This is a genomic window from Rhizobium sp. AG855 (genome assembly GCF_003610655.1).
GTDB classification, from domain to species: Bacteria; Pseudomonadota; Alphaproteobacteria; order Rhizobiales; family Rhizobiaceae; genus Allorhizobium; species Allorhizobium wuzhouense.
This window is the reverse complement of record NZ_RAQG01000003.1, coordinates 1,130,960-1,155,714: the sequence shown is the minus strand read 5'-3', so window position 1 is coordinate 1,155,714 and position 24,755 is coordinate 1,130,960. Positions and strand designations below refer to the sequence as shown.

At 62.4% G+C, this 24,755-nt stretch carries 20 protein-coding genes; 10 read left to right on the top strand and 10 right to left on the bottom strand.

Annotated features, from left to right (window positions below; translation table 11 throughout):
* Positions 1 to 45: 45 nt before the first annotated feature.
* The gene (locus DFO46_RS05595) at positions 46 to 237 is read left to right on the top strand and encodes a DUF4169 family protein (RefSeq protein WP_120276625.1); all 192 of its coding nucleotides are present in this window, start codon (positions 46 to 48) and stop codon (positions 235 to 237) included.
* Positions 238 to 297: 60 nt separating this feature from the next.
* The gene (locus DFO46_RS05590; protein ID WP_120276624.1) at positions 298 to 546 is read left to right on the top strand and encodes a ribbon-helix-helix domain-containing protein; all 249 of its coding nucleotides are present in this window, start codon (positions 298 to 300) and stop codon (positions 544 to 546) included.
* A 7-nt stretch (positions 547 to 553) separates the two neighbouring features.
* Here the strand turns inward: DFO46_RS05590 and DFO46_RS05585 are convergent, their stop codons facing one another.
* From DFO46_RS05585 to DFO46_RS05570, 4 genes are all read right to left on the bottom strand, one after another.
* Positions 554 to 4,267 carry an AsmA-like C-terminal region-containing protein gene (locus DFO46_RS05585; protein ID WP_120278152.1) on the bottom strand — a complete coding sequence of 1,238 codons (3,714 nt, stop codon included), beginning with the start codon at positions 4,265 to 4,267 and terminating at the stop codon, positions 554 to 556.
* A gap of 71 nt (positions 4,268 to 4,338) precedes the next feature.
* Positions 4,339 to 5,748 carry an FAD-linked oxidase C-terminal domain-containing protein gene (locus tag DFO46_RS05580; protein ID WP_120276623.1) on the bottom strand — a complete coding sequence of 470 codons (1,410 nt, stop codon included), beginning with the start codon at positions 5,746 to 5,748 and terminating at the stop codon, positions 4,339 to 4,341.
* A gap of 121 nt (positions 5,749 to 5,869) precedes the next feature.
* The gene (locus DFO46_RS05575) at positions 5,870 to 9,019 is read right to left on the bottom strand and encodes an efflux RND transporter permease subunit (RefSeq protein ID WP_120276622.1); all 3,150 of its coding nucleotides are present in this window, start codon (positions 9,017 to 9,019) and stop codon (positions 5,870 to 5,872) included.
* Entirely contained in the window at positions 9,016 to 10,236 is a 1,221-nt protein-coding gene (locus DFO46_RS05570) for an efflux RND transporter periplasmic adaptor subunit (RefSeq protein ID WP_120276621.1), read from the bottom strand. Before DFO46_RS05570 ends, DFO46_RS05575 begins: the two co-directional genes overlap by 4 nt.
* A 276-nt stretch (positions 10,237 to 10,512) precedes the next feature.
* Between DFO46_RS05570 and DFO46_RS05565 the strand changes: the two genes are divergently transcribed.
* Together DFO46_RS05565 and DFO46_RS05560 are read left to right on the top strand one after the other, a co-directional pair.
* Complete coding sequence (locus DFO46_RS05565) at positions 10,513 to 12,978, top strand: UvrD-helicase domain-containing protein (protein WP_183041842.1); 2,466 nt, start codon at positions 10,513 to 10,515, stop codon at positions 12,976 to 12,978.
* 76 nt (positions 12,979 to 13,054) lie between these two features.
* Complete coding sequence (locus tag DFO46_RS05560; protein ID WP_120276619.1) at positions 13,055 to 13,846, top strand: glycosyltransferase family 25 protein; 792 nt, start codon at positions 13,055 to 13,057, stop codon at positions 13,844 to 13,846.
* 31 nt (positions 13,847 to 13,877) lie between these two features.
* Here the strand turns inward: DFO46_RS05560 and DFO46_RS05555 are convergent, their stop codons facing one another.
* The 3 genes from DFO46_RS05555 to DFO46_RS05545 all read right to left on the bottom strand — a co-directional run bounded on the left by DFO46_RS05555 (position 13,878) and on the right by DFO46_RS05545 (position 17,368).
* Entirely contained in the window at positions 13,878 to 14,477 is a 600-nt protein-coding gene (locus DFO46_RS05555) for a thymidine kinase (protein ID WP_120276618.1), read from the bottom strand.
* Between the two features lie 121 nt (positions 14,478 to 14,598).
* Positions 14,599 to 14,877 carry a DUF6074 family protein gene (locus tag DFO46_RS05550; RefSeq protein ID WP_120276617.1) on the bottom strand — a complete coding sequence of 93 codons (279 nt, stop codon included), beginning with the start codon at positions 14,875 to 14,877 and terminating at the stop codon, positions 14,599 to 14,601.
* 151 nt (positions 14,878 to 15,028) lie between these two features.
* Positions 15,029 to 17,368: a glucose/quinate/shikimate family membrane-bound PQQ-dependent dehydrogenase gene (locus DFO46_RS05545; protein ID WP_120278151.1), complete on the bottom strand. Its 2,340-nt coding sequence runs from the start codon at positions 17,366 to 17,368 to the stop codon at positions 15,029 to 15,031.
* A gap of 223 nt (positions 17,369 to 17,591) precedes the next feature.
* Here DFO46_RS05545 and pncA point away from each other — a divergent pair, with 223 nt between their 5' ends.
* The 3 genes from pncA to panB all read left to right on the top strand — a co-directional run bounded on the left by pncA (position 17,592) and on the right by panB (position 20,010).
* Positions 17,592 to 18,218, top strand: coding sequence for a bifunctional nicotinamidase/pyrazinamidase (pncA, locus tag DFO46_RS05540; protein ID WP_120276616.1), 627 nt, complete (start codon positions 17,592 to 17,594; stop codon positions 18,216 to 18,218).
* Between the two features lie 90 nt (positions 18,219 to 18,308).
* Complete coding sequence (gene panC, locus DFO46_RS05535; RefSeq protein ID WP_110790756.1) at positions 18,309 to 19,181, top strand: pantoate--beta-alanine ligase; 873 nt, start codon at positions 18,309 to 18,311, stop codon at positions 19,179 to 19,181.
* Between the two features lies 1 nt (position 19,182).
* Positions 19,183 to 20,010: a 3-methyl-2-oxobutanoate hydroxymethyltransferase gene (gene panB, locus DFO46_RS05530; RefSeq protein WP_110790757.1), complete on the top strand. Its 828-nt coding sequence runs from the start codon at positions 19,183 to 19,185 to the stop codon at positions 20,008 to 20,010.
* 3 nt (positions 20,011 to 20,013) lie between these two features.
* On the opposite strand, the gene DFO46_RS05525 is transcribed toward panB, so the two are convergent.
* Positions 20,014 to 20,262, bottom strand: a complete 249-nt coding sequence (locus DFO46_RS05525) for a DUF2164 domain-containing protein (RefSeq protein WP_120276615.1) — start codon at positions 20,260 to 20,262, stop codon at positions 20,014 to 20,016.
* A gap of 141 nt (positions 20,263 to 20,403) precedes the next feature.
* On the opposite strand from DFO46_RS05525, the gene DFO46_RS05520 reads away from it, so the two are divergent.
* The gene (locus DFO46_RS05520; protein WP_120276614.1) at positions 20,404 to 21,129 is read left to right on the top strand and encodes an AzlC family ABC transporter permease; all 726 of its coding nucleotides are present in this window, start codon (positions 20,404 to 20,406) and stop codon (positions 21,127 to 21,129) included.
* Complete coding sequence (locus tag DFO46_RS05515; protein WP_120276613.1) at positions 21,126 to 21,437, top strand: AzlD family protein; 312 nt, start codon at positions 21,126 to 21,128, stop codon at positions 21,435 to 21,437. The genes DFO46_RS05520 and DFO46_RS05515 overlap by 4 nt, the downstream gene beginning before the upstream one ends.
* Before the next feature lie 2 nt (positions 21,438 to 21,439).
* Here DFO46_RS05515 and DFO46_RS05510 read toward each other — a convergent pair whose 3' ends face one another.
* On the bottom strand, positions 21,440 to 23,275 hold the full coding sequence (locus DFO46_RS05510; protein ID WP_120276612.1) for an aminopeptidase P family protein: 1,836 nt from the start codon (positions 23,273 to 23,275) through the stop codon (positions 21,440 to 21,442).
* Between the two features lie 266 nt (positions 23,276 to 23,541).
* On the opposite strand from DFO46_RS05510, the gene DFO46_RS23850 reads away from it, so the two are divergent.
* Positions 23,542 to 23,715: a hypothetical protein gene (locus DFO46_RS23850; RefSeq protein ID WP_165826174.1), complete on the top strand. Its 174-nt coding sequence runs from the start codon at positions 23,542 to 23,544 to the stop codon at positions 23,713 to 23,715.
* Positions 23,716 to 23,859: 144 nt separating this feature from the next.
* Here DFO46_RS23850 and DFO46_RS05505 read toward each other — a convergent pair whose 3' ends face one another.
* A complete protein-coding gene (locus DFO46_RS05505) occupies positions 23,860 to 24,744 on the bottom strand; it encodes a 50S ribosomal protein L11 methyltransferase (protein WP_120276611.1) in 885 nt (294 codons plus the stop codon).
* Positions 24,745 to 24,755 lie beyond the last annotated feature (11 nt).

Genomic DNA, 24,755 nt, shown 5'->3' with positions numbered 1-24,755 from the left:
GAAGCCGGCCCCAGGGCCGGCTCTCTTTGACCTGGAACGACAGACATGGCCGCAGACATCGTCAATCTCCGTCAGTTCCGCAAGACCAAGGCGCGCGCCGAACGTGAGGCGACCGCCGAGCAGAACCGCCTCACCCATGGCCGGACCAAGGCGGAAAAAAACCTGACCCGCACCCTGAACGAAAAGGCTGCCCGGCAGCTCGACCAGGGACGCATCGAACAGCCCAGCGAAGACTAGCCACACCGCCCGCCCGGCGCATGTCTTCCGCGCCCTGAAGATGCGAGAGGCCCCGCGTTCATGATCCGCAAACGCTCGATCACCCTTCATGGCCACCGCACGAGCTTTTCCGTCGAAGATGATTTTCTCGCCGAACTGAGAGAGATTGCCACGCGGCGCGGCATCAGCTTTGCCGCCCTTATCGCGGAAGTCGATGAAAACCGCCCCTCAGGAGCCAATCTCTCTTCGGCCCTGCGGCTTTATGTGCTGGCCCAGCTCAAGCAGAGCAAGGTGCAGGAGGCAACGGAAGTCCCCACATCACAGAGTTAGGCGGCCTTCACCGCACACCTGGCAGCCCCTCAAAGGTCATGCCCGGCAGCGGCTGGCGCACGACCCGTTCCTGCTGTGGAACGGGCAGAAGCGGCGACGCTGGCACGCTTTCTGTCGTCGGACCCGATGGCGCGACGGCACCCGCATCGTCCGCTGTCGCGGGATCGGCCGGCGGTTCCTCCTGTTGCAATCGCTCCGCCTCGGCGCGCTGCCGCGCTTCTTCCTCAAGACGAGCCCGCTCTTCGGCCCTCGAACGGGCAAGTGCTGCCTCCCGCCTCAGTCTCTGCTTCTCCAGTACGCTCGATTGAAGCGCCTCCACCCGTCGGCGTTCCGTCTCGAAGGCGCGCAGCGAGAGGAAATTGGTGAGTTCCGTGACGTCGAGCACACGCTCCGGCGAAAGAGCCGCCCCTTGCAGCAGAAGCCGCAGATTGGGCGCAGCCCCTTCCATGGCGAGATCTCCAGCTGCGAGCGCCACACCGATTTCGCCCTCCAGCGTCCCATTGTCCAGGTCGAGCCTTGCGCTGCCATCCAGCGACGCAGGGTTGGTCTGGGCAACCGCATTTTGCACCCGGATCGTATGATCGGACAGTGCAAAGGGAAGCTTCAGCCCCTCGACCACCGTCCCTCCCTGGAACAACAATGCGTCGGCCATGCCTCGCACCTTGTCCTGGTCCAGCTCGGTGCCGAGTGCATCCGCCTGGGCAACGAGGCGCGGCAGGATGGCAAGATCCAGATCGCGGATTGACAGGCGAGGCAGGGCAAGCTCGCCCGACCCGCTCGCGCCACCGACCAGCTCGGCAATGCTGGCCCCGCCCCCCTCGCCGACAAAGGTCATGTCATAAGAGCCGGACAAGGCTGTCGCCGGATCGAGGCCACGTTCCAGCCGCAACGCATTCAGGCTGCGACCGAGATCGGCTCCCTTCACGTCGAGGCGCGATTGCAGAAATCCGTTTCCATCGGTGTTGGCGAGTGACAATCGTCCGGTCATGGTGCCGCCAAGCCAGGAACCTCTGGCCTCGTCGAGTGTCAGTTCACCGGATCTGGCCGTCAGCTTCGCGGCAACATCAGTCATCGCCTCGCCGATACCCGGCCAGACCTGCTTTGCCTTAAGGTCGAGATCGAGATCGGCAGTCACCATGCTCTTCGCAAGCGGTGTTGCCGCAAGCGCGCCTGAGGCCGGATCGCGCACCGGCCCGAGCATCGTCTCGGCCAGCCATTCCAGGTCGAGGCTGTCGAGCGACACCGTTGCCTTCGCCATTGGCACGACGCCACGCAGATCGAGCGTGCCACGCCCGCTGACCGCCTGGCCCGCTACGGTCGAGGTGAGATCATCGATCGTCACCTGCCCTTCGGAAAGTCCGAACTGCGCCGCCGCCTTGGTCGGAACCCCGGCTTCGGCTGCGGGCAGACTGACCCCGAGCGCCATCAGGTAGGGCCCGATATCCGCGCTCTCGACGGAGGCATTCCACGCGCCGTCCAGAAGATGCGGGCCGTCAACGCCGGTCAGCCTGCCGGTCGCGGACAGACTCGTGCGTGCGCCATCGAAGCGGATCTCGGCATCGGCAGTCCGGGAATCCCCGCCCTTGAGGACCAGTCCCAGGCGTCCACCTTCGCCGATCGTCCACGGAAGCGGCGCAAGCCCCGCCTGGCCCATCAGGATCTGCGCTTCGTCGTTTTCCAGGCTCGCTTCGATGCTGCGTCCGTCGCCGCTCGTCAGTGCAGCCAGGGTCGGTGCGCTGACCGTGAAAGTCGCCCGGCTGCCATCGGTCCGGCCGCCGCCGCTCACCCGCACATTGCCGCCTCCGTCGAGGGCGATATCGGCCGAGATATCGGTATCCGCATACCAGTCGGCGCTCGCGGCCAAACGCTTGAGCACGGGGCGTCCGGCAAACCGTTGGTCGAGCAGCGCCAGGAACGCGGATGGATCCTTCGAACGCAGCGATACCCGCCCCTCGCCGTCAAAGACGCCTGCAGACAGGGCCACGGCACCGGCAATGTCGAGCGACGCGCCGGCGACGTTGCCGAGCTTCATACGCTCGACCGAAAGCCGGTCGCCTTCATAGCTGACGATGCTGTCGACATCACCGATATCGACCCCGAAAGCCGTCAGTCGGCCAAGCTTCAGCCGGGCGGCGATCCGCTCGGCCAGCAGGTTGCGCTCGGCATCTTCACCAATGACCAGAGCAGCAATGGCGCGCGCCGCGTCGAGATCGAGGCCGGCACCTGTGAGATCGACCGACAGGCTCGGCGCCACGCCCGATCGCGATTCCCGCTCCAGACGGCCTTTAAGCGGCTCATCGCCGACGGCAAGCTCCAGCTTTTCGAAGCGCTGAAGTTCGGGGGTCAGGTTCACGGTCGCCGAAAACCCGGCAGAGCGGAGTTGCCGGATTGCCGGATCCACCTTGCCGGAGATCCAGGTGGCAAGACCCGATGGCTGGGTGGAGGCGACCAGCAGATTGCCATCGAATGACGGCGAACCGGTCAGCATCAACCGCCCGCTCGCCTCCACCTGGGTGCGTCCCGGAAGCACGGCGACGGCGCGATCGACTGTCCAGCCGGGGGCCGCTGGCCGAACGTCGAGCTGAATATCGCGGAAGACGGTATCACCGGCAAGGATCGCCGGTAATTTCAGCGTGGCACGTCCCGGCACATCAGGCACGGGGATCTTGGCCGCCGTTTGCAGGAGAAGGGTCAGCCGCTGCTGCAGCGACACTGTTCCGTTGCGGGCCGTCTTCGCCGCCCGGCTGCCATCGGCCGCGAGCCGGTTGACGTCGACCTGCTGCCCTTCGGCCGTGAGCAGGAATTCCGGCTTCGCCCCCGTGTCGAGCTTGGCCTCGCCGGTGATCACATAGGGATCGGCGACGTCACCGAGCTCCAGGCGGTAGGACGGGATTGCGACGCTCTCATTGGTCAGCTCGAACGCCCCGCGCAGCCGTGGACCCGGCGCAGGCGTCGGAGCACCGGCTGCAGGCGCGGCAGTCTCCGCCTGTTTCCAGGTCGAGAGGAATTGCCCCTTGTAGATCGGCCGTCCATCTTGCAGCGCCAGTTCACCTTCCAGCGACACGTCGAAGGGGCGTGCATCCGGTTCGATCCGCAGCCGGATCGGCACTGTCTCGTTGGTGCTTTCCGAGCTGGTCAAGGCAAACCCACCAACCTCGCCATCCAGCGATGCCCGTCCGGAAACCGACCAGGGGCCCGCCAGCGTCCGGGCGGAAATGTCAGCATCGAGATCCGACAGAACGCGGTTGCGGCCAGATTGCTCGTCGATGAATTCGACATGGCCGCCGGTAACCGACACCCTCTCCAGAATCACGGTCCGCGCGGGAATGCTCGGCCGGCTGCCGCGCAACCAGTCGAGAGTTCCGTCAGCGAGAAGCCGGATCCGCGCCTTCGGCTGCTCGATGCGCATGTCGAAGATACGTGCCTCGCCAGACATGAAAGGCGCCAGTTCTGCATCAAGCGAGAAGCGGGCGATCTGAACAAGCGGTGAACCGTCGACATCCGTGCCGACGGTCACGTCTTCCATGGTCACCGAGGGAAAAGGCAGAATGCGGGCGCTGACCGCCCCATGCACGACGACTTTCTTGCCCAGAAGCTGGCTCGCCCGGCTTTCGAAGTCCTGCCGAAAGCTGGTCCAGTCGATGAAGAAGGGCGCCAGCAGCGCGGCAAACAGCGCCACCACCAAAAGACCGCCCAGCGTTACCAGTATGCGTCCGAGCACCAATGCCACTCCTTGATTTCGGCCGCAGGGTAACCCAATTCGCCGTGGTAGCAAGCCGTAAGGTCTTGTAGTCAGACGCGAAAAATCTTGCCCGGATTGAACAGATCCTGTGGATCGAGGCTCGCCTTGATCGCCCGCATGACCGGCAGCGCCGAGGCTAGCTCCTGTCTCAGATAGCTGATCTTGCCCTGCCCGATGCCATGTTCGCCGGTGCAGGTCCCGTCCATGGCGAGAGCCCGTCCGTTCAGTCTCTCCAGGAAGGCCTCCGCCTCCGCGACGCCCTTCGGATCCTTGTCGTCGAACAGCAGCAGCACATGGAAATTGCCGTCGCCAGCATGGCCGACGATCGGTGCAAGAAAACCATGTTGGCGAATATCCGACTGCGTTTCGGCAACGCATTCGGCCAGCCGCGAGATGGGCACGCAGACATCGGTCGACAGGGCGGCAAGTTCCGGAGCCAGCGCCCGGCTCGCCCAATAGGCATTGTGACGTGCCTTCCACAGCTGCGCGCGCTCCTCGGCATTGGCCGTACACTGGAAGGCATCGGCACCGAATTCGGCCGCGATCTCGGCAAACTGCTGCGACTGCAGGGCAACCATCTCGTCCGTCCCGTGGAATTCGACGAAAAGCGTCGGCCGCTCCGGATAAGAGAGCTTCGAATAGGCGTTGCAGGCACGGATCTGCATCTCGTCGAGCAGTTCGATCCGCGCCACCGGAATGCCCATCTGAATGGTCATGATCACGGCATTGCAGGCGTCTTCGAGCGTTGGGAAAGCACAGACGCCTCCGCCGATCTTCGCCGGTATGCCTTGCAGCCGGAGCGTGATCGAGGTGATGAGACCAAGCGTGCCCTCGGAGCCGACGAAAAGGCGGGTAAGGTCGTAGCCGGCGGATGATTTCCGCGCCCGGTGCGCGGTGCGGATCTCCTCGCCATCGGCAGTGACAACGGTCAGCGCCAGCACATTGTCCTTCATCGTGCCATAGCGCACCGCATTGGTGCCCGACGCGCGGGTCGCAGTCATGCCGCCGAGCGAAGCATTGGCGCCGGGATCGATCGGAAAAAACAGACCCGTATCGCGCAGATAGGTATTCAGATCCTCGCGCGTCACGCCTGGCTCAACTGTGCAGTCGAGATCCTCCGCATTGACCTCAAGAACCCTGTTCATCCGGCTGAAATCAACGGATATGCCGCCGGAGGGCGCGTTGACCTGCCCTTCGAGCGACGACCCCGTCCCGAAGGCGACGATCGGCACCTGGTGAGCAGCACAGATGCGCACCACCTCCTGCACATCGGCAGTCTGCTCGACGAAAACCACTCCGTCGGGCAATTGCGACTGCAGATAGGTGGTCGTGTGGCTGTGCTGTTCGCGGAAAGACTGCCCGGTCTGGAAGCGGTCGCCGAAACGCTGCTTGAGGATCGGCAGCGCGGCCGCGATCCCCGCCTCGTTGCGCTTGCCGTCGATCACATCCTTGCGCGCCATCCCCTACCTCCCGAAATTTTCATTGCAGACATCGCATCGCCTGCGGCGTCCCTGCTATGGGATAGGCGCATTTCTTTGTCCAGTGACAGAAACGCCGCGCGCGATGACGCGCGCGCAGCAGTCACTCGGCGGCGATCCGTGGCGGCTCTCCGGCATCGTTCGCGCCCTTGAAGGTGGCATCATCAAGTTCGCGCTTCAACCGTGCCTCTTCATGGGCATGCGGCTTGGAGAAACGCGCCAGGAGCAGGTAGGCAACCGGCGTAATGTAGAGCGTCACCAGGGTCGCAAAGCCCAGCCCGCCGACGATGACCCAGCCGAGCGCGATGCGGGCCTCCGCACCCGCCCCTTGCGCCAGCACCAGCGGGAATCCGCCGAGAACGGTGGCGATCATCGTCATCATCACGGGACGAAGGCGGATCGCGCAGGCATTCTCGATCGCCTCGCGTACGCTCTGCCCCCGGTCGCGCAACTGATTGGCGAATTCGACGATCAGGATGCCGTTTTTCGCCATGACCCCGACCAGAAGCACGAGACCGATCTGGCTGTAGACGTTAAGCGTCGACCCCGTGATGACCAACGCAAAGACCGCGCAGGCAAGCCCCAGAGGCACCGTTGCCATGATGATCAGACCGGAAATCACGCTTTCGAACTGCGCCGCCAGCACCAGGAAGATAATGGCGATGGCAAATCCGAAGGTTAGCGCCATCCCGTAGGAATTCTCCTGCAGGGTCGCGGCTTCCGCAAGCGGCACCAGACGCGAACCCGGCGGCAGCAGCGGCTCGGCGATGGCCTTCACGGCCTCGACCGCATCGCCCAAGGCCACCCCGTCGTTGAGACCGGCGGAGAAGGAGACGGAAGCCAGCTGTTGCTCACGGTTGAGCTGCGGCGCCACCGCCCTCTCTTCCAATGTCGCGATGGTCGACATCGGCACGACGCGACCATCGGACGTGGTGAGGAAGATGTTTTCGAGATCGGTCGGATCGTTGATCGGCTGCGTGCTCGACACCAGCCGGACCGGGATCGAATTGCCGTCGATGAACACGTCGGTCACCGAGCGCCCTTCGAGCAGCGCCTGCAACGACGTTCCGATTGCGTTGATGTCGACGCCGAGATCGGACGCGCGCTCGCGGTCGATGGTGACGGAAATCTGCGCCTGCGTGGGCTCGTTATCGAGCCTTGGCGTCTGCAACAGCGGTGAATTGCCCATCTGGTCGACGATCTTGATCGCCGCCTCCGTCAGCTTTTCGTGACTGCTGCCGACGATCGCCATCTGCAGACCGCTGCCGGCGCCGCGGATGCGAAGGCTGTTCGACTGGAAGACGTTGCCGCGCAGGGCGGGCACTGTGGCCGCAGCCGCATTCACGTCCTGCACGATCTGGTCCTGCGTGCGCGTCCGCTCGTCCCACGGCGCGAGCGTGAGCACCATGAAGGCGCTGTTGGATGAACCCTGTCCGGAAATCGAGAAGACGTTGCGAATTTCCCCATTGTCGATCAGGGGCTTCAGCTTTTCCTCGACCCGCTGGACCTGATCCCGCGTATAGGCGAGGCTTGAGCCCTGCGGCGTCGAAAGCCGCATCATCACCATAGACCGGTCTTCCCGCGGCGTCAGTTCGCTGCGGATACCGGTGAAGGTGCCATAGGCGGCAGCCGAGAATATCACGGCGACCACGACGACGATGAGAGGGTTGCGCAGGCATGCGCCGAGGCTGCGACGGTAGACCGACGAGAAACGCGCACCGAACCGGCCAAGTATCCCGTGATCCTCGTCCTTGGCCTGCCGCAGCATGCGCGAGGCCATCATCGGACAGAGCGTCAGTGCCGTGACCGAGGACAAGAGAACGGCAAACGCGAGCACGAAGCCGAATTCACGGAAGAGCCCGCCAAGCTGCCCCGGCAGGAAGGAGAGCGGAACGAAGACGGCCGCAAGCGTGGCCGTCGTTGCGAGCACCGCAAAAAACACCTCCTGCGTGCCGAGAACGGCGGCGGCCCGCGGCCCCATGCCTTCGGATCTTCGCCGGACGATGTTCTCCAGGACGACGATGGCATCATCGACCACCAGACCGGTCGCCAGAACGATCGCGAGCAATGTGAGGATGTTGATCGAGAAGCCGACCATGTAGATAGCGGCCAACGTCCCGATCAGCGCCACCGGCATGGTCAGCGCTGGAATGAGCGTCGCGCGCCAGTCGCGCAGGAAAAGGAAGAGCACGACGAGCACGATCGCCGCAGACAGGGAGAGCGCAAGCTCCACCTCGTGCAGAGCGCCCTGGATGAACACGGCGTCGTCGCTGCTGACAACGATCCTGGTGCCCTCTGGCAGGACATCCTGAAGGTCCGCGACGGCAGCATGCACGCCACTTGAAATGCTGAGCGTATTCGACTGCGCCTGACGGATGACACCGAGACCGACACCAGCCACGCCGTTGGAACGCAGAGCGGTTGAACCGTCGTCCGGTCCAAGCGTGACCGTCGCGACGTCACGCAACCGCACCTGGTTGCCGATGAGAACATTCTCGAAGTCCTCGACCGAGGTCAGGCTTGCCGTCGCCCGCACGACGATATCCTGGGTCAGCGATTCCAGCGACCCGGCGGGCACGTCGAGCGAAGCTCCCTGCAGAGCCGTCGAAAGGTTGGCGACCGTCAGGCCGCGGCTGGCAAGAGCAGCCTGATTGACATCGATCCGGAAGACCTTTTCCTGATCGCCATAGATTTCGACATCGGCGACACCATCAACGGCCGCCAGACGGTCGGATATCTCGTTCTCGACCAGGAGCGTCAGGTCTTCCATCGACAGCGTCGTGGACGTGACACCAAGCCGCATGATCGGCTGGGAATCTGAATCCGCCTTGACAATGCGCGGCTCGTCGACGTCGTCGGGCAACTGGTTGCGGACGCGGCCGAGCGCATCGCGCACATCGTTCGCCGCAACGGCGAGATCGACACTATCGGAGAATTCAAGTGTCGTGCGGCTGGATCCGAACTGTGAGCGCGACGACATGGATTTGAGCCCGCTGACGCGTGCCACGGCACCTTCGATGACGCGGGTCACCTCCTGGTCCATGGTCTGGGCCGATGCACCGTCGTAATTCGTGCTGACAGTGATGACCGGCTGATCGACATCAGGCAGTTCACGCACTTCGATGCCGGCCAGAGCCGCAAGGCCGGCCACCACCAGAAGCGTATTCAGCACGGCGGCCAGGACCGGCCGACGGACGAAGAGAGCAGTAAAGTTGCGACCTGACTGTTCGGGAGGGCTCTCTGTCGCACTCATCGCGTCGCGACCTCCGGTGCCTTCCCATCGGCTCCGGCAGCCGCCACCTCGACGGCCCCGCCCTCCCGGACACGCTGCAGGCCTTCAACGGCAACCACATCCCCCGCCTTCAGCGGGGCATCGATCAGCACCTGATCCGAATTGCGCTGGATGATGCGGACACGCGTCTTCACGGATTTGTTGTCGACGATCTGCCAGACGAAGGACCCCTGCCCGTCCCATTGAACTGCAAGCGGGTTGACGGCCGGATATCGATCGCCGGGAAAGCTCATCGAAACGGCAAACGACATGCCTGCCCGGAGGAGATCATCGGGATTGTCAATCCGTGCGCGGACGCGAATGGTCCGGCTGGCCGGATCGACGCGACTGTCGACGGCATCGATCGTGCCTGAGAAGCGCTGGCCCGGCCGTGCAACCGACGCGGCCTCCACAGCCATGCCGGACTTCACCGCCGCCACGAAACGTTCCGGCGCCCAGAAATCAACGAGCAACTGTGAGCGATTGTCGAGGGAGACGATGGCGCTCGAATTGGTCACATTGTCGCCGACGCTCACGCCGACAATACCGATCACGCCATCGATCGGCGCCGTGATCTGCCGGCGCTTGAGGTTCAGTTCGGCCGTGGTCAACTGGAGTTCGGCCTGCTCGCGCGCGATCTGCGCATCCAGAACCTCAAGACGGGAAAAACTCTTCAGATTTCCGTAGGACTCCGCCTTCTCCGTCGCGCTCCTCAGCGCAACCTTCGCCTGATCGCGCAGGATCACCTGCTCGTCGCTGTCGAGGCGCGCGATCACGTCACCTTTTTTGACCTTTTGACCAGAGGTCACCAGGATCTCGGCAATCATGCCAGAGGCCTGCGGCATGACGGTCACCGCATCGATCGCCTCGCCGTCGCCGATCGCGTTCAGCCGGTCGTTGACGACGGCCATGACAACCGGCTGCGTCGCAACGAGGATGTTCTGATCGCCGCGGCCGCCGCCTCGTCTTTGGCCCTGTCCCTGTCCCTGTCCTTGACCTTGACCTTGAGCCTGCCCCCTGGCAGCCGACCCGTTCCCAGACGGGACCTCGGGGTCACCGGCCGAGATCATTGCGACGAGACCCTCGGGTACGCCCATCTGCACAAGGCTCCGCCCGGCGCCGGGCGACATATAAACCCAGAGGCATAGTCCGAGAAACAACAGCGCAACACTGATGATGAGTTGCTTCCAAAGCGGCATGCAAGGCTCCAGATGATATTCATACAATCGATAGGGCGGAGTATGGGGCTCAGATTGTGTCTGGCAATGCCTTCGAGGCAAGCTTACTGATTTGTAATCTCGCGCGAATTCACGCCCGCGTGATCAGACGATCGATTGCACCGCTGGCCGCACGGTCGACAGCGAGCCACGGTGTCGCCGGATTGCGGTCGAAAACCGGTGGTGAACGGTCCCCGCAGGAATAAAACCAGAACGCCCTCACTGGCCTTTCGATCCCGAATCACTACATTGGGCCGCATGAGTAACGGTTTTGACGATATTCCCTTCTTCGACGAGGAACCAGCCCCGCGCAAGAAGGAAGCAGCCCCTGCCCCGCCGACGACGGGTGGACTGGGCATTGCAGCCCGCGCCATGGCCGCGCGCGGACAGGCGAGCGCTCCGGATTACCTGACGGGCCTGAACCCGGAACAGCGCGAAGCCGTCGAAACGGTTGATGGTCCCGTGCTCGTTCTGGCTGGTGCCGGCACCGGCAAGACACGCGTGCTCACCACCCGCATCGCCCATATCCTTGCGACCAACCGCGCCTATCCCAGCCAGATCCTCGCCGTGACCTTCACCAATAAGGCCGCCCGCGAGATGAAGGAACGCATCGGCCATCTCGTCGGCGGCGCTGTCGAAGGCATGCCCTGGCTCGGCACCTTCCACTCGATCGGCGTCAAGCTCCTGCGTCGCCACGCCGAACTGGTCGGCCTCTCCTCCGATTTCACCATCCTCGACACCGATGATGTCGTGCGGCTGATCAAGCAGATCATCCAGGCCGAGGGTCTGGACGACAAGCGCTGGCCGGCCAAGCAGTTCGCCCAGATGATCGACGGCTGGAAGAACAAGGGCCTCGACCCCGCCCAGATCCCGGAAGGCGATGCCCGCGCCTTTGCCAACGGCAAGGGCCGCGAACTCTATGCGGCCTACCAAGCCCGCCTGAAGACGCTGAACGCCTGCGATTTCGGCGACCTGCTCTTGCATCCGATCCGGATGTTCAAGGCCAACCCGGATGTGCTGAAGGAATACCACCAGCGCTTCAAATATGTCCTGGTCGACGAGTATCAGGACACCAACACCGCGCAGTACATGTGGCTCCGCCTGCTCGCCCAGCGCCCACAGGGCGTGCCACAGAATGTTTGCTGCGTCGGCGACGACGACCAGTCGATCTATGGCTGGCGTGGCGCCGAGGTCGACAACATCCTGCGTTTCGAGAAGGATTTCCCCGGCGCCAAGGTGATCAAGCTGGAGCGCAACTACCGCTCGACGGAACATATCCTGGGTGCTGCCGGCCATCTGATCGCTCACAATGAAGGCCGGCTTGGCAAGACGCTGTTCACCGACCGCGTCGACCCGAACGACGAAAAGGTCGTCGTGCACGCGGCCTGGGACTCGGAAGAGGAGGCCCGCGCCGTCGGCGAGGAAATCGAGCAGTTGCAGCGCAATCAGCACCCGCTGAACAACATGGCGATCCTGGTCCGCGCCTCCTTCCAGATGCGCGAATTCGAAGACCGGTTCGTCACGCTCGGCCTCAACTACCGCGTCATCGGCGGCCCGCGCTTCTATGAGCGTATGGAAATCCGCGATGCCATGGCTTACTTCCGCCTGATCTGCCAACCGGCCGACGATCTCGCTTTCGAGCGCATCGTCAACACGCCGAAACGCGGCCTCGGCGACACCACGATCCGCGCTTTGCACGATTATGCCCGCGCCCGCGATATTCCGATGCTGGCGGCAGCCTCCGACATTATCGAGACGGACGAGTTGAAGCCCAAGGCCCGCAAGGCGCTTTTCGACGTGGTCATGATGTTCCGCCGCTGGGGCGAACTGCTCGAAAACACCCCGCATACGGAACTCGCTGAGCAGGTGCTGGAAGAGTCCGGCTATACCGACATGTGGAAGAACGACAAATCGGCCGAAGCGCCGGGTCGTCTCGACAACCTGAAAGAACTCGTCCGCTCGATGGAGGCCTTCGAGAGCCTGCGCGGTTTCCTCGAACATGTCTCGCTGGTCATGGATGTCGAGCAGAACGAAAACATGGATGCCGTCTCGATCATGACGCTGCATTCGGCCAAGGGCCTGGAATTCGAAACCGTCTTCCTGCCCGGCTGGGAAGAAGGCCTCTTCCCGCATCAACGCGCGCTTGATGAAGGGGGCCGCTCGGGCCTCGAAGAGGAACGTCGCCTCGCCTATGTCGGGATCACCCGCGCCAAGCGCCGCTGCCATATCTGGTTTGTCTCCAACCGCCGCATCCACGGCCTGTGGCAGTCGACCATGCCGTCGCGGTTTCTGGATGAACTGCCGAAAACCCACGTCGAAGTGGCGGAAGCCGAGACCTCCTATGGCGGTTATGGCCGCAACCCTTACGGCCAGTCCCGCTTCGACAAGCAGGAGCCCTTCCAGAACAACTACACCACACCCGGCTGGAAACGTGCCCAGGCCAACAAGACGGATGCCACCCGCGACAACTGGGGCAACCGCTCCGGCCATTCGGTCGAGCGCATCGGTTATGGCGAAAGCGGCCCCAAGGCCCGCACGATCGATGGCGAACTGGTGGCGAAATCGACGAGCACCGAGCCCTCGCGTTTCTCCGTCGGAGATCGGGTTTTTCACCTGAAGTTCGGCAATGGCAACATCGCCTCGATCGAAGGCAACAAGCTGACGATCGATTTCGACCGGGCCGGCCAGAAGCGCGTTTTGGATGGGTTCGTCGAGAAGGGGTGACGGCCCCTCTCCGCTATTGACGATGGCGTCAGGATTGCTCAGAAAGCATGGCATTTTCTGGTGCATGGAGACAAGATTGCAAGTCCTTCCGGAAAGCCGTTCGACGCTCGCCGTTTATCTCATCAACATGGATGGCGCTGAAGATCGCCTGGCGGTGATGAACCGTGAAACCGCAGCTGTCGGCATCGCGGCAGAACGTGTTCCCGCAGTCATCGGCCGCAACCTTTCCTTCCCCATCCCGGAATTTTCCGAGCTCTCCTACAAGATTTTGCACGGCCGGCGCCTGAAACACGGAGAGGTCGGCTGCTACCTCAGCCATGTGGAATGCGCCCGCCGGTTCCTGGCATCCGATGCCGATCTCTGCCTGATCCTCGAAGACGACGTATCATTCGAGCCGGACTTCCTGCAGACGGTCGATTCTGCTGCAAAGAACAGCGATGCTTGGGATATCCTCAGGCTCACCACTGTGAGCCGAGGCCGCAAGTTTCCCTTTCGCAAGTTGACGAGCGGTCGTTCGCTGTCGATGGCGCTGACCCGAGAAAAAGGCTCCGGTGCCTATATGATCAACCGCAAGGCGGCGCGGTGGATCACGAAACGCCTTGTCCCGATGCGCCTCGCCTATGACATTGCCTTTGACCTCGAATTTCTGTCGGGACTGAAGGGGGCTTTTGTCACGCCTCTGGTCGCCAGCCAGGATTCGGAATTCGAGTCGCAGATCCAGGCGAATATCAATGCGCACAAATTGCCGCGCTGGCGATACCTGACGGTTTTGCCGTACCGGACCTATCTCGAGGTCAGCCGTTTTCTCGCGCGTTCAGGTCTTCTGCTTTGGCACAAGCTTCGAAACGGACAGAGGATCGCGACCTGAGGGCGATTTCTTCCCTGATGCGCGCGGCAGCTCAGTTTTCGGTGTGTATCTCGTCCACCGAAAACGCGCGCTGCCAATGACGGCGGCACAGCGCCGTATAGGTTTCATTGCCACCGATCATCACCTGGGCCCCGTCTTTTAGCGCCTTGCCGTCCTCGCCAACGCGGACGACCATCGTCGCCTTGCGCCCGCAATGGCAGATAGAACGCGCCTCGGTGAGTTCATCGGCGATGGCCAGCAGGCCGCGCGATCCCGGAAACAGTTCGCCACGAAAATCCGTGCGCAAGCCGTAGGCCATGACTGGCAAGTCGAGATCGTCAACGATTCTCGACAGCTGCCATACCTGATCCGTGGTGAGGAATTGCGCCTCGTCGACGAAGACGCAGGAGAGAGGCGAAGAATCATGGTCCGCCTTGATGGCGGCGAAGAGGTCGGCTTCCGGACCAAAGGCATCCGCCTCCGCCCTCAGGCCGATCCGCGAACCAATGAAGCCCTTCCCGGCACGATTGTCCAGATCGCTGATCAGCATCGCGACCCGCATGCCACGTTCCTGATAGTTATAGGCAGCCTGCAGCAAGAGCGTCGACTTGCCGGCATTCATGGTCGCGTAAATGAAATGAAGTTTGGCCAAGACACTGCTGCTCGTAAAGGGAACCGGAGGTTTGGCGCTGTCTTACCGGAGCAGCAAGCGAGCGGACAAGCGCAAAGCAGTTTTGCCAACAGGAACTATTGGTTTGATGAGAGAAGCAGGCTCAGCCCTGAGCGGCTTCCTCGCGGTGCAGCCACATCAGTTCAACTTGAACGGCCGCCTGGAAATCCATGATCTCGGCGCGCATCTCGTCTTCCGGGCACCCGAGCGCAAGAAGCTCGTTGCCAAGTCCGCGGCAGGTGGCCTTCCAGAATTCGGCGGCGGCATAGCCATTCAGGCGGTCGAGTTCGACGGCCGACCGGCGCACCAGGTCCCGGCGGCTCGCAAGCGGAAAGAAGGCGATGGTCGGGTTGGTCTGGCCGGTCATGGCTTGGCTACTCATGCGAAACATCCTCACGTTACGAGATGTGTTTAGAATCACATGGTTAATGTTCCGTTTCCGGGGCATCGCGATTGCCGCGACATGCTTCAAACGGAAACACCCCCTGCCTTGCGACAGGGGGTGCTGTGCCCCTCGGACGAGGAAATGTCACTTAATCTGGCAGCGTATAGGCAATCACATAGTCGCCCGGCTTGGTGCCGACCGAGCCGTGACCACCGGCCACCATAACGAGATATTGCTTGCCGTTGTCGAGCGCATAGGTCATCGGCGTCGCCTGGCCACCTGCCGGAAGGCGGGCCTCCCACAGCTGTTCACCCGTGGTCAGATCATAGGCACGCAGATAGTCGTCCACGGCGGCTCCGAGGAAAACCACGCCACCCTTGGTGATCATGGGGCCACCGATGCCGGGAACGCCGACCTTGAACGGCAGCGGCAGCGGCGTCATGTCGTAGACGGTACCGTTGCGATGCTGGTAAGCGATCTCTCCGGTGCGCAGATCGACACCGGCGACAGTGCCCCATGGCGGTGCCTGGCACGGAATGCCGAGCGGCGACAGGAACGGCCCCATGATGACACCGTAAGGCGCGCCTTCATTGCGATTGAGACCCTGCTCCGAACCCTTTTCGCCCTCACCCTTCGGCGGAATATTGGCGCGGGGAACGAGCTTGGAGGTGAACGCCAGATAGGTCGGCATGCCGAACATCACCTGCCGTTCCGGATCGACTGCGACAGAGCCCCAGTTGAACGTGCCGAAATTGCCGGGATAGACGAGCGTTCCGTTGAGCGACGGAGGCGTATACTGGCCCTCGTAGTTCAACTTGTGAAAGGCAATCCGGCACATCATCTGGTCGATGATCGACAGGCCCCACATATTGCTTTCCGTGAGCGTCGGCGGTCGGAAGGTGAGATCCGAGATCGGCTGGGTCGGAGACGTGAAGTCTTCCGGAATGGCTCCACCCGGTGCCGGGATTTCGCGAACCGGAATGATCGGCTCGCCACTCCTGCGATCGAGCACATAGAGGTCACCCTGCTTGGTCGGCCCCACCAGAGCCGGCACCACGGCGCCGTCCTTGTTGGTGATGTCGATCAACACCGGCTGCGCTGGAACGTCCATGTCCCAGAGATCGTGATGCACGGTCTGGCGGACCCATCGGTCCTGTCCGGTATTCACGTCGAGGGCGACAATGGACGACGAATATTTCTCGACACTTTCGCTGCGCCCCATGCCAAGCTGGTCCGGCACCTGATTGCCGAGCGGGATGTAGACGAGACCAAGCTCTTCATCGACCGAGAACACCGACCAGCTGTTCGGTGAGTTGGTCGTATAGGTCTCTCCCTCGCCGATCGGTGCGGTCTGGGTGGGGTTGCCGCTGTCCCAGTTCCAGACGAGTTCACCGGTATTAACGTCGAAGGCACGGATGACGCCCGATTGCGACTGCGTCGAGTAGTTGTCGTTGACCGCACCGCCGATGATGATCTTGCCCGCAGCGATAACAGGCGGCGAGGTCGAGTAGTAATAACCCGCCGGGTTGTAGCGCATGCCCTGGCCGAGCTGCAGGGTCCCGCCATTGGCGAAATTCTCGCAGACATTGCCGGTCGCCGCATCAAGGGCGATCAACCGGGCATCCGACGTCGGCAGGTAGACACGGGTTGCACACGCGGTGCCGGCAGTCGCCGCCAGATCCTTGTAATAGGTCACGCCGCGGCAGGTCTGGTGCTGTCGGTCGGGATTGAGCCCCACATTCGCATCGAACTTCCACTTTTCCTTGCCCGTTGCCGCATCGACGGCGATCGCCCAATTATGCGGCGTGCAGAGGTAAAGCGTGTCGTCCACCTTCAGAGGGGTGACCTGATAGGTGGTCTCGTTCACATCCTCCGGGAGCTTCACATCGCCCGTCTGATAGGTCCAGGCGACCTTGAGATCCTTGACGTTGTCAGTGTTGATCTGAGTGAGCGGCGAATATCGCTGGCCGTAAGGCGTGCGGCCATACTGGTGCCAGTCTCCATCCGGCACATCACCACCAAGCGCCGGTGCTGCGGCCACCTGGTCGGTCGGCAGGCTGCCGGAACGATCATAGGGGTCCGTGAAGAGCGATACGCCGGCGACCACTACCGCGACCAGGACGGGCAGCGCCAATGGCATGATGCCAGACGCAACACGGCCCATGCCATGGGAAGACCCCAGACGACGTCGAACGCCCGGCAACATCAGCCATAAGCCGAGAACGACGACGAGACCGCCCCGCGGGCCGAGCTGCCACCAGTCGAGGCCCACTTCCCACAGCGCCCAGGCAAGGCTGCCGAGAATAAAGGCACCGTAGAGCCAGAGCGCCTCCACACGGCGCAGGAAAAGGAGAATCGCGGTTACGAGAAAAACGATGCCGGCGATCAGATAGTACAAACTGCCACCGAGAACGGCGAGCTGAACTCCGCCGACCCCGAGCACGAGCCCTAACAGGGCGAATATGCCGATGGTGATGGTCAAAAACATACCAAGTCCATTCATTGCTGGAAAATATTCGAGATGGTCCCGCGCGTCGAAGGGCGCGGGATGCGGGACCTGCGACTTGAGGTCGAACGAGGTGAGCGCCCGATTGTTCCATCGACGATGGAACAATGTTTGAGCGCGTTGCCAGGCTGAATTTTCTGAACTTTCTCTTGATCCCTTCCCCGTGCATTGCCATCTTGCGGCGCACAACACGGGAGCGCATGCGATGACCAGGGCATTGTTGTTGATCGACATCCAGAACGGCTTCTGCCCCGGCGGAAATCTTCCCGTCGCAGACGGTGATGCGGTGGTGGCGATTGCCAACAGGGTGATCGAAAAGGGCGGCTACGATCTCGTGGTCGCGTCCCAGGACTGGCACCCGGCAAATCACGGCAGCTTCGCCTCCCAGCACCCTGGCAAGAAACCCTTCGACATGGGCGTGCTGTCCGGCCAGCCGCAGGTGATGTGGCCGGATCACTGCATCCAGGGCACGCCGGATGCGGAATTCCATCCCGATCTCGACACTGCTCGTATCGATCATGTCCAGCGCAAGGGCGAGAACCCTGCCGTCGACAGCTACTCCGCCTTCCGCGACAACGACAAGGCAGCGCTGACAGGCCTTTCGGGCTATCTCAAATCAAAAGGCGTCACCGAACTCGACCTCATGGGTCTGGCCACGGATTACTGCGTTCGCTTCTCTGCGCTCGATGCCGTCGACATGCTGCCAGGGGCCAAGATACGGCTCATCGCCGACGGCTGCCGCGGCATCGACCCAAAGGGCGTCGAGGAAGCACTCGCCGCCATGGCACATGCCGGGGTCGAGATCATCGACAGCAGCCGAATCGGAATCTGAAGACAGGCCTGCAAATGATTCGTGCGATTGCCTTTTTTCGCGCCACGCGTTAGAGGCCAGCGCAAGAGCAGACAGGGAGGACACCCGGTCATGGACATCATCACCACGATCGCCGCTTTGCGGGAAAAGCTCGCCATTCACCGACGAAACGGTCAGGCGATCGGTTTCGTGCCGACGATGGGCTATCTCCACCAGGGGCATCTCAGCCTCGTTTCCCGGTCGAAAGCCGACAACGACGTGACCGTCGTGTCGATCTTCGTCAATCCGCTTCAGTTCGGAAAGAATGAAGACCTGGAGAAATATCCGCGCGATCTGGAGCGTGACGCATCTCTCTTGCGCGCGGCGGGCGTGGATTTCCTCTTTGCACCGTCCGTCGCCGAAATGTATCCCGAACCCATGCAGACCGTGGTCGACCTGCCGAAACTCGGCGCGGAACTGGAAGGGGAAGCGCGCCCCGGCCACTTCGCTGGCGTCGCGACCGTCGTCACCAAGCTCTTCAACATCGTCCAGCCGGACGCCGCCTATTTCGGCGAGAAGGACTACCAGCAGGTGACGATCATCCAGAAGATGGTCGAGGATCTGGCACAGCCGGTGCGAATCGTGCCGGTCACCACGGTACGCGAGGCGGATGGCCTCGCCTGCTCCTCGCGCAATGTCTACCTGTCAAAAGAAGAACGGGCCGCCGCCGTTATCGTCCCGCAGACCCTCGCAGAAGCGGAGCGCCTGTTGTTGACCGGGATCAGGAACGTCTCCATGCTGGAGGCAAAGCTCTTGGAATTCCTGCGCACGGAACCCTTGGCCGAACCGGAGGTCGTCGCGATCCGCGATCCGCAGACCCTGCAGCGCATCGAAACGGTCAACGGAAACGCGCTCGTGCTTCTTTACGTTCGCTTCGGCAAGACGAAGCTTCTCGACAACCGCATCATCGGCCAAGCGGCCGCCACCGGCATGGAGGCCGCCTGACATGAGCACACCACCCCGCCAGAAACGCCTGACCCCGGCTGATATCGGCGCCCTGAAAGGCGTCCGCCCGATCGTATCGCTGACCGCCTATACGACACCCATCGCCCGGATCATGGATCCCCACTGCGATCTGCTCCTGGTCGGGGACAGCCTCGGCATGGTTCTCTACGGTCTCGACACGACCGTCGCCGTCACGATGGAGATGATGATCGCGCACGGCCAGGCCGTGATGCGTGGCACGAAGCGCGCCTGCGTCATCGTTGACCTGCCTTTCGGCTCCTATCAGGAGAGCAAGGAACAAGCCTTCCGCAATGCCGTGCGCCTGATGAAGGAAACCGGCTGTGACGGCGTCAAGCTGGAAGGCGGCGCGGAAATGGCCGAAACCGTCGACTTCCTGGTATCGCGCGGAGTTCCCGTCTTCGGTCATATCGGCCTGATGCCGCAACAGGTGAACACTTCGGGTGGTTACCGCTCCAAGGGCCACAGCGAGGCCGAACAGGACAAGATCCGCCGGGATGCCAAGGCCATCGATGAAGCCGGCGCTTTCGCCATGGTGATCGAAGGCACCGTCGAACCCATCGCCCGCGAGATCACCACCATGGTCAAATCCGCCACGATCGGCATTGGCGCCTCGCCGGCCTGCGATGGCCAGATCCTGGTTTCCGACGACATGCTCGGCCTGTTCAACGAGTTCAAGCCCCGTTTCGTCAAGCATTTCGCCGAACTCGCCAACGTCATCGACAAGGCGGTTTCGGACTATGCGGAAGAGGTAAAGGCTCGGACCTTCCCCGGTCCGGAGCACACGTTCCAGGTTCGACCGAAGAAGTAAACCTCAGGCTTCCGGCCTGCGCTCCAGTTGGTCGATACCGTCATTGACGTCATCGACGTGCCGCATCAGGAGCGCCTGGGCGTCGCGAAGCCCGGCATTGTAGAGATACGGCCCCGCAAGCCTGAGCATTTCGTCGAGCAGGCCTTCGGCTTCGAAACGGCCGATCTCCAGATCGAACTCGTCACTCAGATACGCCTTCAGTTCCAAGGCGATGCAGCCACGCGCGTCCTTCGGGAAGCTGTCATCGTTCATCTTTTCCTCCCCTGCCCTGCAGGCGCTTGCCGATAGCCGCACCACACCAAACATCAATCGCGATGGTCGTTCCATCAATCCTATTGGTTTGCGCACGGACAGCCAACAGGCTAGCCAAGGCCAAAAGCCAAAGAGATCCGCATGCCGAACGCCGCACACGCCACTCGCTCCGATTTCGCCGAAGGTGCATTGAAGGCCCTTCCGGTGATCATCTCAGCAGGCCCTTTCGCCATCCTGTTCGGCGCCGTCGCAGTGGCCAACGGCCAGACGGTCGCGGAAGCCACGCTGATGAGCGCAGTCGTCTATGCAGGCGCCAGTCAGCTGGTCGGCATCGAACTCTTCGGCCAGCATGTACCGCTCTGGATCGTGGTTCTATCGATCCTGGCCGTCAACTTCCGTCATATTCTGTATTCGGCTGCTTTGACCCCGTTGGTCGACCATTTCACCCTGCCGCAAAAGCTGCTGAGCTTCTTCCTGCTCACCGATCCCCAGTTCGCCGAAACGCTGGCGCGCGGAGAAACCGGCCATAAAGTCACCTTCCGCTGGTATCTCGGCTTCGGCGCGGTCATCTATTTCCCCTGGGTCGTCATGTCGGCGATCGGCGGCATGCTCGGCAAGATCATCGGCGACCCGGCGATCTGGGGCATCGACGTGCTGCTGCCGATCTATTTCATGGGGCTGGTGCTTGGCTTCCGCAGGCGCAGCAATTTCCTGCCGATCGTTGTCGTGAGTGCCGCGGTATCCGTCCTGGCCCAGCATCTCGTCGGCGCGCCCTGGCATATCAGCATCGGCGCCATTGCTGGCATTGCCCTTGCCGCCCTCCTGCCGCCGAAGACACAAGGTGCAGCGGAGGAGCAGGCGTCATGAGCGCGATTTTCACGCCCTACATGGTTCTGCTGATCCTCTCGGCAGCGGTTGCCACCTACATGACGCGGATCGGCGGATATGTGTTGGTCAAGCGTCTCAAAACCATGCCGCCGCGTCTGGAGGCCGCACTGAACGCCGTGCCTGCGGCTGTGCTGACCACCCTCGTCGCCCCGGCCTTCTTCGCAGGCAGCATCGACATCAAGCTCGCCATGGCGGTTTCCCTGCTTGTCGGCCTGCGCTTCTCGGCCATCCCGATGCTAATAGCGGGATGGGTGGTCGTCATGGTGCTGCGTCAGGTCCTGATCTGAGATCAGCGCCCGAAAGGCGCCGTCGCCTTTTCGAGCCAGGCGCGCTGCGCCGGATCTGAGATCAGAGGCATCAACTCGTCGCGCGTCTTCTGGTGATAGTCGTCCAGCCAGCGCAACTCGTCGCGCGTCAACAGATCCTCGACGATCAGCCTGCGATCGATCGGAACGAAGGTCAGTGTCTCGAAACCGAGCATCGGTTGATCGCCACCCTCCACCGCCTCTGCCTCGTGGACATAGATCAGGTTTTCGATGCGAATGCCGAAGCTTCCCGGACGATAGTAGCCCGGCTCGTTGGACAGGATCATGCCCGGCAGAAGCTCCTGGGTCGAGACGCGCGAGATCCGCTGCGGGCCCTCATGCACCGAGAGATAGGAGCCGACGCCATGGCCGGTTCCATGGGCGAAATCGGCACCCGCCTTCCACAGCGCGATACGCGCCAGCGGGTCGAGATCACAGCCGCGCGTTCCCTTCGGAAAACGCGCCGTGCTGATCGCGATCATGCCCTTCAGCGCCAGCGTGAAGAAACGCCGCTGCTCGTCCGGCACCGTGCCGACGGCCAGCGTCCGGGTGATGTCTGTGGTCCCGTTCACATATTGCGCACCGGAATCGATCAGGAACATCTCGTCCGTGCGGATCGAACGATCGCTCTCGGTCGTCACGCGGTAGTGCATGATGGCAGCGTGTTCGCCGGCCCCGGAGATGGTCTCGAAGGAAATGTCCTTGAGCGGATTCTGCATGCGCTCGCCGACCCGTGTCCGCGCAGCTTCCAGTGCCTGGGCAGCTGTGATCTCGGTGAGGCTGCCGGCCGGCTGTTCGTCGAACCAGTGCAGGAACTCGACCATCGCAACGCCATCCTGCAGATGAGCGGCGGCAGAGCCGTTCAGCTCGACCATATTCTTCACCGCCCGCCCGAGCTTGGCCGGATCATTGCCCTCGACCACCACGCCACCGAATTCGCGGATCATGTGGCCGAGCACATGCGGCGCGAGATCCGGATCAACCAGGATACGTGCACCGCCCGCCGAAAGCCGCTCCAGCCGCTCGGAAAGCAATTGCGGATCGACCTGCTCGCAAAGATCACGCAGATAGGTTTCGACGTCGAGATTGGTCTTGCGCGGATCCAGAAACAGTTCAGCCGTCCCATCCGCCTTGATGAAGGCACGCGACAACGGGTGCGGCGTATGCGGAACGTCATTGCCGCGAATATTGAAGATCCAGGCGACTGACGATGGATCGGTGATGAAGACGGCGGCGAGCCCCCGCTCGGCCAGGTCGGTGGCGATTTTAGCAATCTTGTCCTTGGCCGGAACACCAGCCTGGTTTTCGGCCTGAATGGCGACTTTGCCGAGAGGCTCGGCCGGTCGGTCGGTCCAGAGCCGATCGACAGGGTTGAACGGCAGCAGCACCAGCGCGCCGCCGATCTCCGCAAGCGCCTGTTCCAGCCTGCGTACTTCTGCGCCCGTGTGCATCCACGGGTCGATGCCCAGACGGAACCCCTTGGCCGCATGGTTGACGATCCACTTGTGCGGAGGCTCGCCGATCAGATCGCCCGCCGTGAACACCGCAGGATCGACCTGCTGGGCAAGCTGTGTGACATAACGGCCATCGACGAAGACGACCGCCTGACTGACCGTTACCAGCAACTGTCCCGCAGAACCGGTAAAGCCGGTCGCCCAGGCAAGACGCTCGGCCGAGGCCGGCACATATTCGCCGAGATACGCGTCGGAGCGAGGTACGAGCAGCCCATCGATCTTGTTGTCGGCAAAGAGCCCGCGCAGGGACTCGATGCGGGCTTTGCCGTGCTGCGGAGTGGATTTGACGTCGAAGGACTGGAACATGGGATGCCTGCGGCTGATGAACGGGATTCTGTCCGGCCTTATAGCAAGCCCGACCTCCCCTGCCCATCCGCAGGATTTGCCCCGCCACGGATATGGCACCAATCGTACCGTATATCCGCCATGCCTAAATTTAAGGTCGACCTCATGTTGCTATGCAGCAATTGCAGGGCTCCCGTGCCCAAATCCCCCTGCCTCAACGGACCGAGCGCGCCTATATGATCAGCATGACGACGCGGTGACCGCGTTGAACCGAAAGGATCAGAGAAATGGCCAAGTCCTTCCTGCGCACAGCCCTCGACAATTTCGTGGAAGCCCGTCAGCGCCGGGCCGATCTCTACGCAACAGGCGCCCTGCTCTCTCTCGATGACGCATCGCTGAAGGCCATGGGCCTGACCCGCGACGAGCTGCGCCGTCGTCCGTCGCGGCACTCCCTCATCTGAGACTTCACGATAGCATCCGCTCGAGCGCTCCTCCCACGCTCGCGGACCAAGGCGCGGCATGATGCCGATGCCAAAAAGGCGGCCCCTTAGGGAGCCGCCTTTTTTTTATTGCCGTATCGCGAACAAAGGGCCTGACTCTGGGAGTCAGCCCTTCCCTTGCGTAAAGTGAATGGTCACCCAGCCGTTCCGCCAGATCGTGCGCACATGCGAAAGGCCTTGGCCGCTATAGGCCGCGATCACCTTCCAACGCTGGTTGGCGAGGATCCCCGACAGAATGACCGAACCGTTCGGCGCCAGATGCGTCACCAGCTGCGGTGCCATCTTGATCAGCGGCCGCGCCAGGATGTTGGCGATAACAAGGTCGAAGGGTCCGTATTCGCGAAATGCGGTCGAATGAAATCCCGGTGCCGTGCGAAAATCGATCGCATCGACCACCTTGTTGCGCCGCGCATTGTCGCGCGCCACACGCACGGCGATCGGATCGATGTCGGTGGCGAGAACCGGGATCGGCAGGAGTTTGCGCACAGCAATCGCCAGGACACCGCTGCCAGTACCCAGATCAAGCGCATTGCGCACCTTGCGCGACCGCGCGACCGTTTCGATCACCTCAAGACAGCCGGCAGTCGTGCCGTGATGCCCCGTGCCAAAAGCCTGGCCCGCATCGATTTCGATGGCGATGTCATGCACCTGCACCTTGTCGCGATCATGCGAACCATGAACCAGGAAACGCCCTGCCCTGACAGGCGTCAGGCCCTCCAGCGACTTGGCGATCCAGTCGATGTCAGGAATGACCTCGCGTTCGATCGCAAGCTCGGCAAACTCTTCGGCGATCGCGCCTGCGAAACGGTCACGAACCGCCTCTTCATCCTCCATCATCAGATAGATCGAGGCTTCCCAGATATCCGCCTTTTCGTCGACCTCCGTGGTCGCAATGGCAAAATCCTCTTCACCGAACTCGAAACCCAGCAGATCGAGGACACGATTGGCATTCTGTTCGGTCGTGCTGACATATAGGCGGATTTCGCTCACGGCTGTACTTC

What these genes read in the sequence shown, in the direction of transcription:
- DFO46_RS05550 (WP_120276617.1), bottom strand. Translation starts at nt 14,877, where the DNA reads ATGAGTAGCCAAGCCATGACCGGCCAGACCAACCCGACCATCGCCTTC.
- DFO46_RS05515 (WP_120276613.1), top strand. Translation starts at nt 21,126, where the DNA reads ATGAGCGCGATTTTCACGCCCTACATGGTTCTGCTGATCCTCTCGGCA.
- DFO46_RS05595 (WP_120276625.1), top strand. Translation starts at nt 46, where the DNA reads ATGGCCGCAGACATCGTCAATCTCCGTCAGTTCCGCAAGACCAAGGCG.
- DFO46_RS05570 (WP_120276621.1), bottom strand. Translation starts at nt 10,236, where the DNA reads ATGCCGCTTTGGAAGCAACTCATCATCAGTGTTGCGCTGTTGTTTCTC.
- pncA (WP_120276616.1), top strand. Translation starts at nt 17,592, where the DNA reads ATGACCAGGGCATTGTTGTTGATCGACATCCAGAACGGCTTCTGCCCC.
- DFO46_RS05525 (WP_120276615.1), bottom strand. Translation starts at nt 20,262, where the DNA reads ATGAACGATGACAGCTTCCCGAAGGACGCGCGTGGCTGCATCGCCTTG.
- panB (WP_110790757.1), top strand. Translation starts at nt 19,183, where the DNA reads ATGAGCACACCACCCCGCCAGAAACGCCTGACCCCGGCTGATATCGGC.
- DFO46_RS05590 (WP_120276624.1), top strand. Translation starts at nt 298, where the DNA reads ATGATCCGCAAACGCTCGATCACCCTTCATGGCCACCGCACGAGCTTT.
- DFO46_RS05545 (WP_120278151.1), bottom strand. Translation starts at nt 17,368, where the DNA reads ATGTTTTTGACCATCACCATCGGCATATTCGCCCTGTTAGGGCTCGTG.
- DFO46_RS05565 (WP_183041842.1), top strand. Translation starts at nt 10,513, where the DNA reads ATGAGTAACGGTTTTGACGATATTCCCTTCTTCGACGAGGAACCAGCC.
- DFO46_RS05510 (WP_120276612.1), bottom strand. Translation starts at nt 23,275, where the DNA reads ATGTTCCAGTCCTTCGACGTCAAATCCACTCCGCAGCACGGCAAAGCC.
- DFO46_RS05580 (WP_120276623.1), bottom strand. Translation starts at nt 5,748, where the DNA reads ATGGCGCGCAAGGATGTGATCGACGGCAAGCGCAACGAGGCGGGGATC.
- DFO46_RS05575 (WP_120276622.1), bottom strand. Translation starts at nt 9,019, where the DNA reads ATGAGTGCGACAGAGAGCCCTCCCGAACAGTCAGGTCGCAACTTTACT.
- DFO46_RS23850 (WP_165826174.1), top strand. Translation starts at nt 23,542, where the DNA reads ATGGCCAAGTCCTTCCTGCGCACAGCCCTCGACAATTTCGTGGAAGCC.
- DFO46_RS05520 (WP_120276614.1), top strand. Translation starts at nt 20,404, where the DNA reads ATGCCGAACGCCGCACACGCCACTCGCTCCGATTTCGCCGAAGGTGCA.
- panC (WP_110790756.1), top strand. Translation starts at nt 18,309, where the DNA reads ATGGACATCATCACCACGATCGCCGCTTTGCGGGAAAAGCTCGCCATT.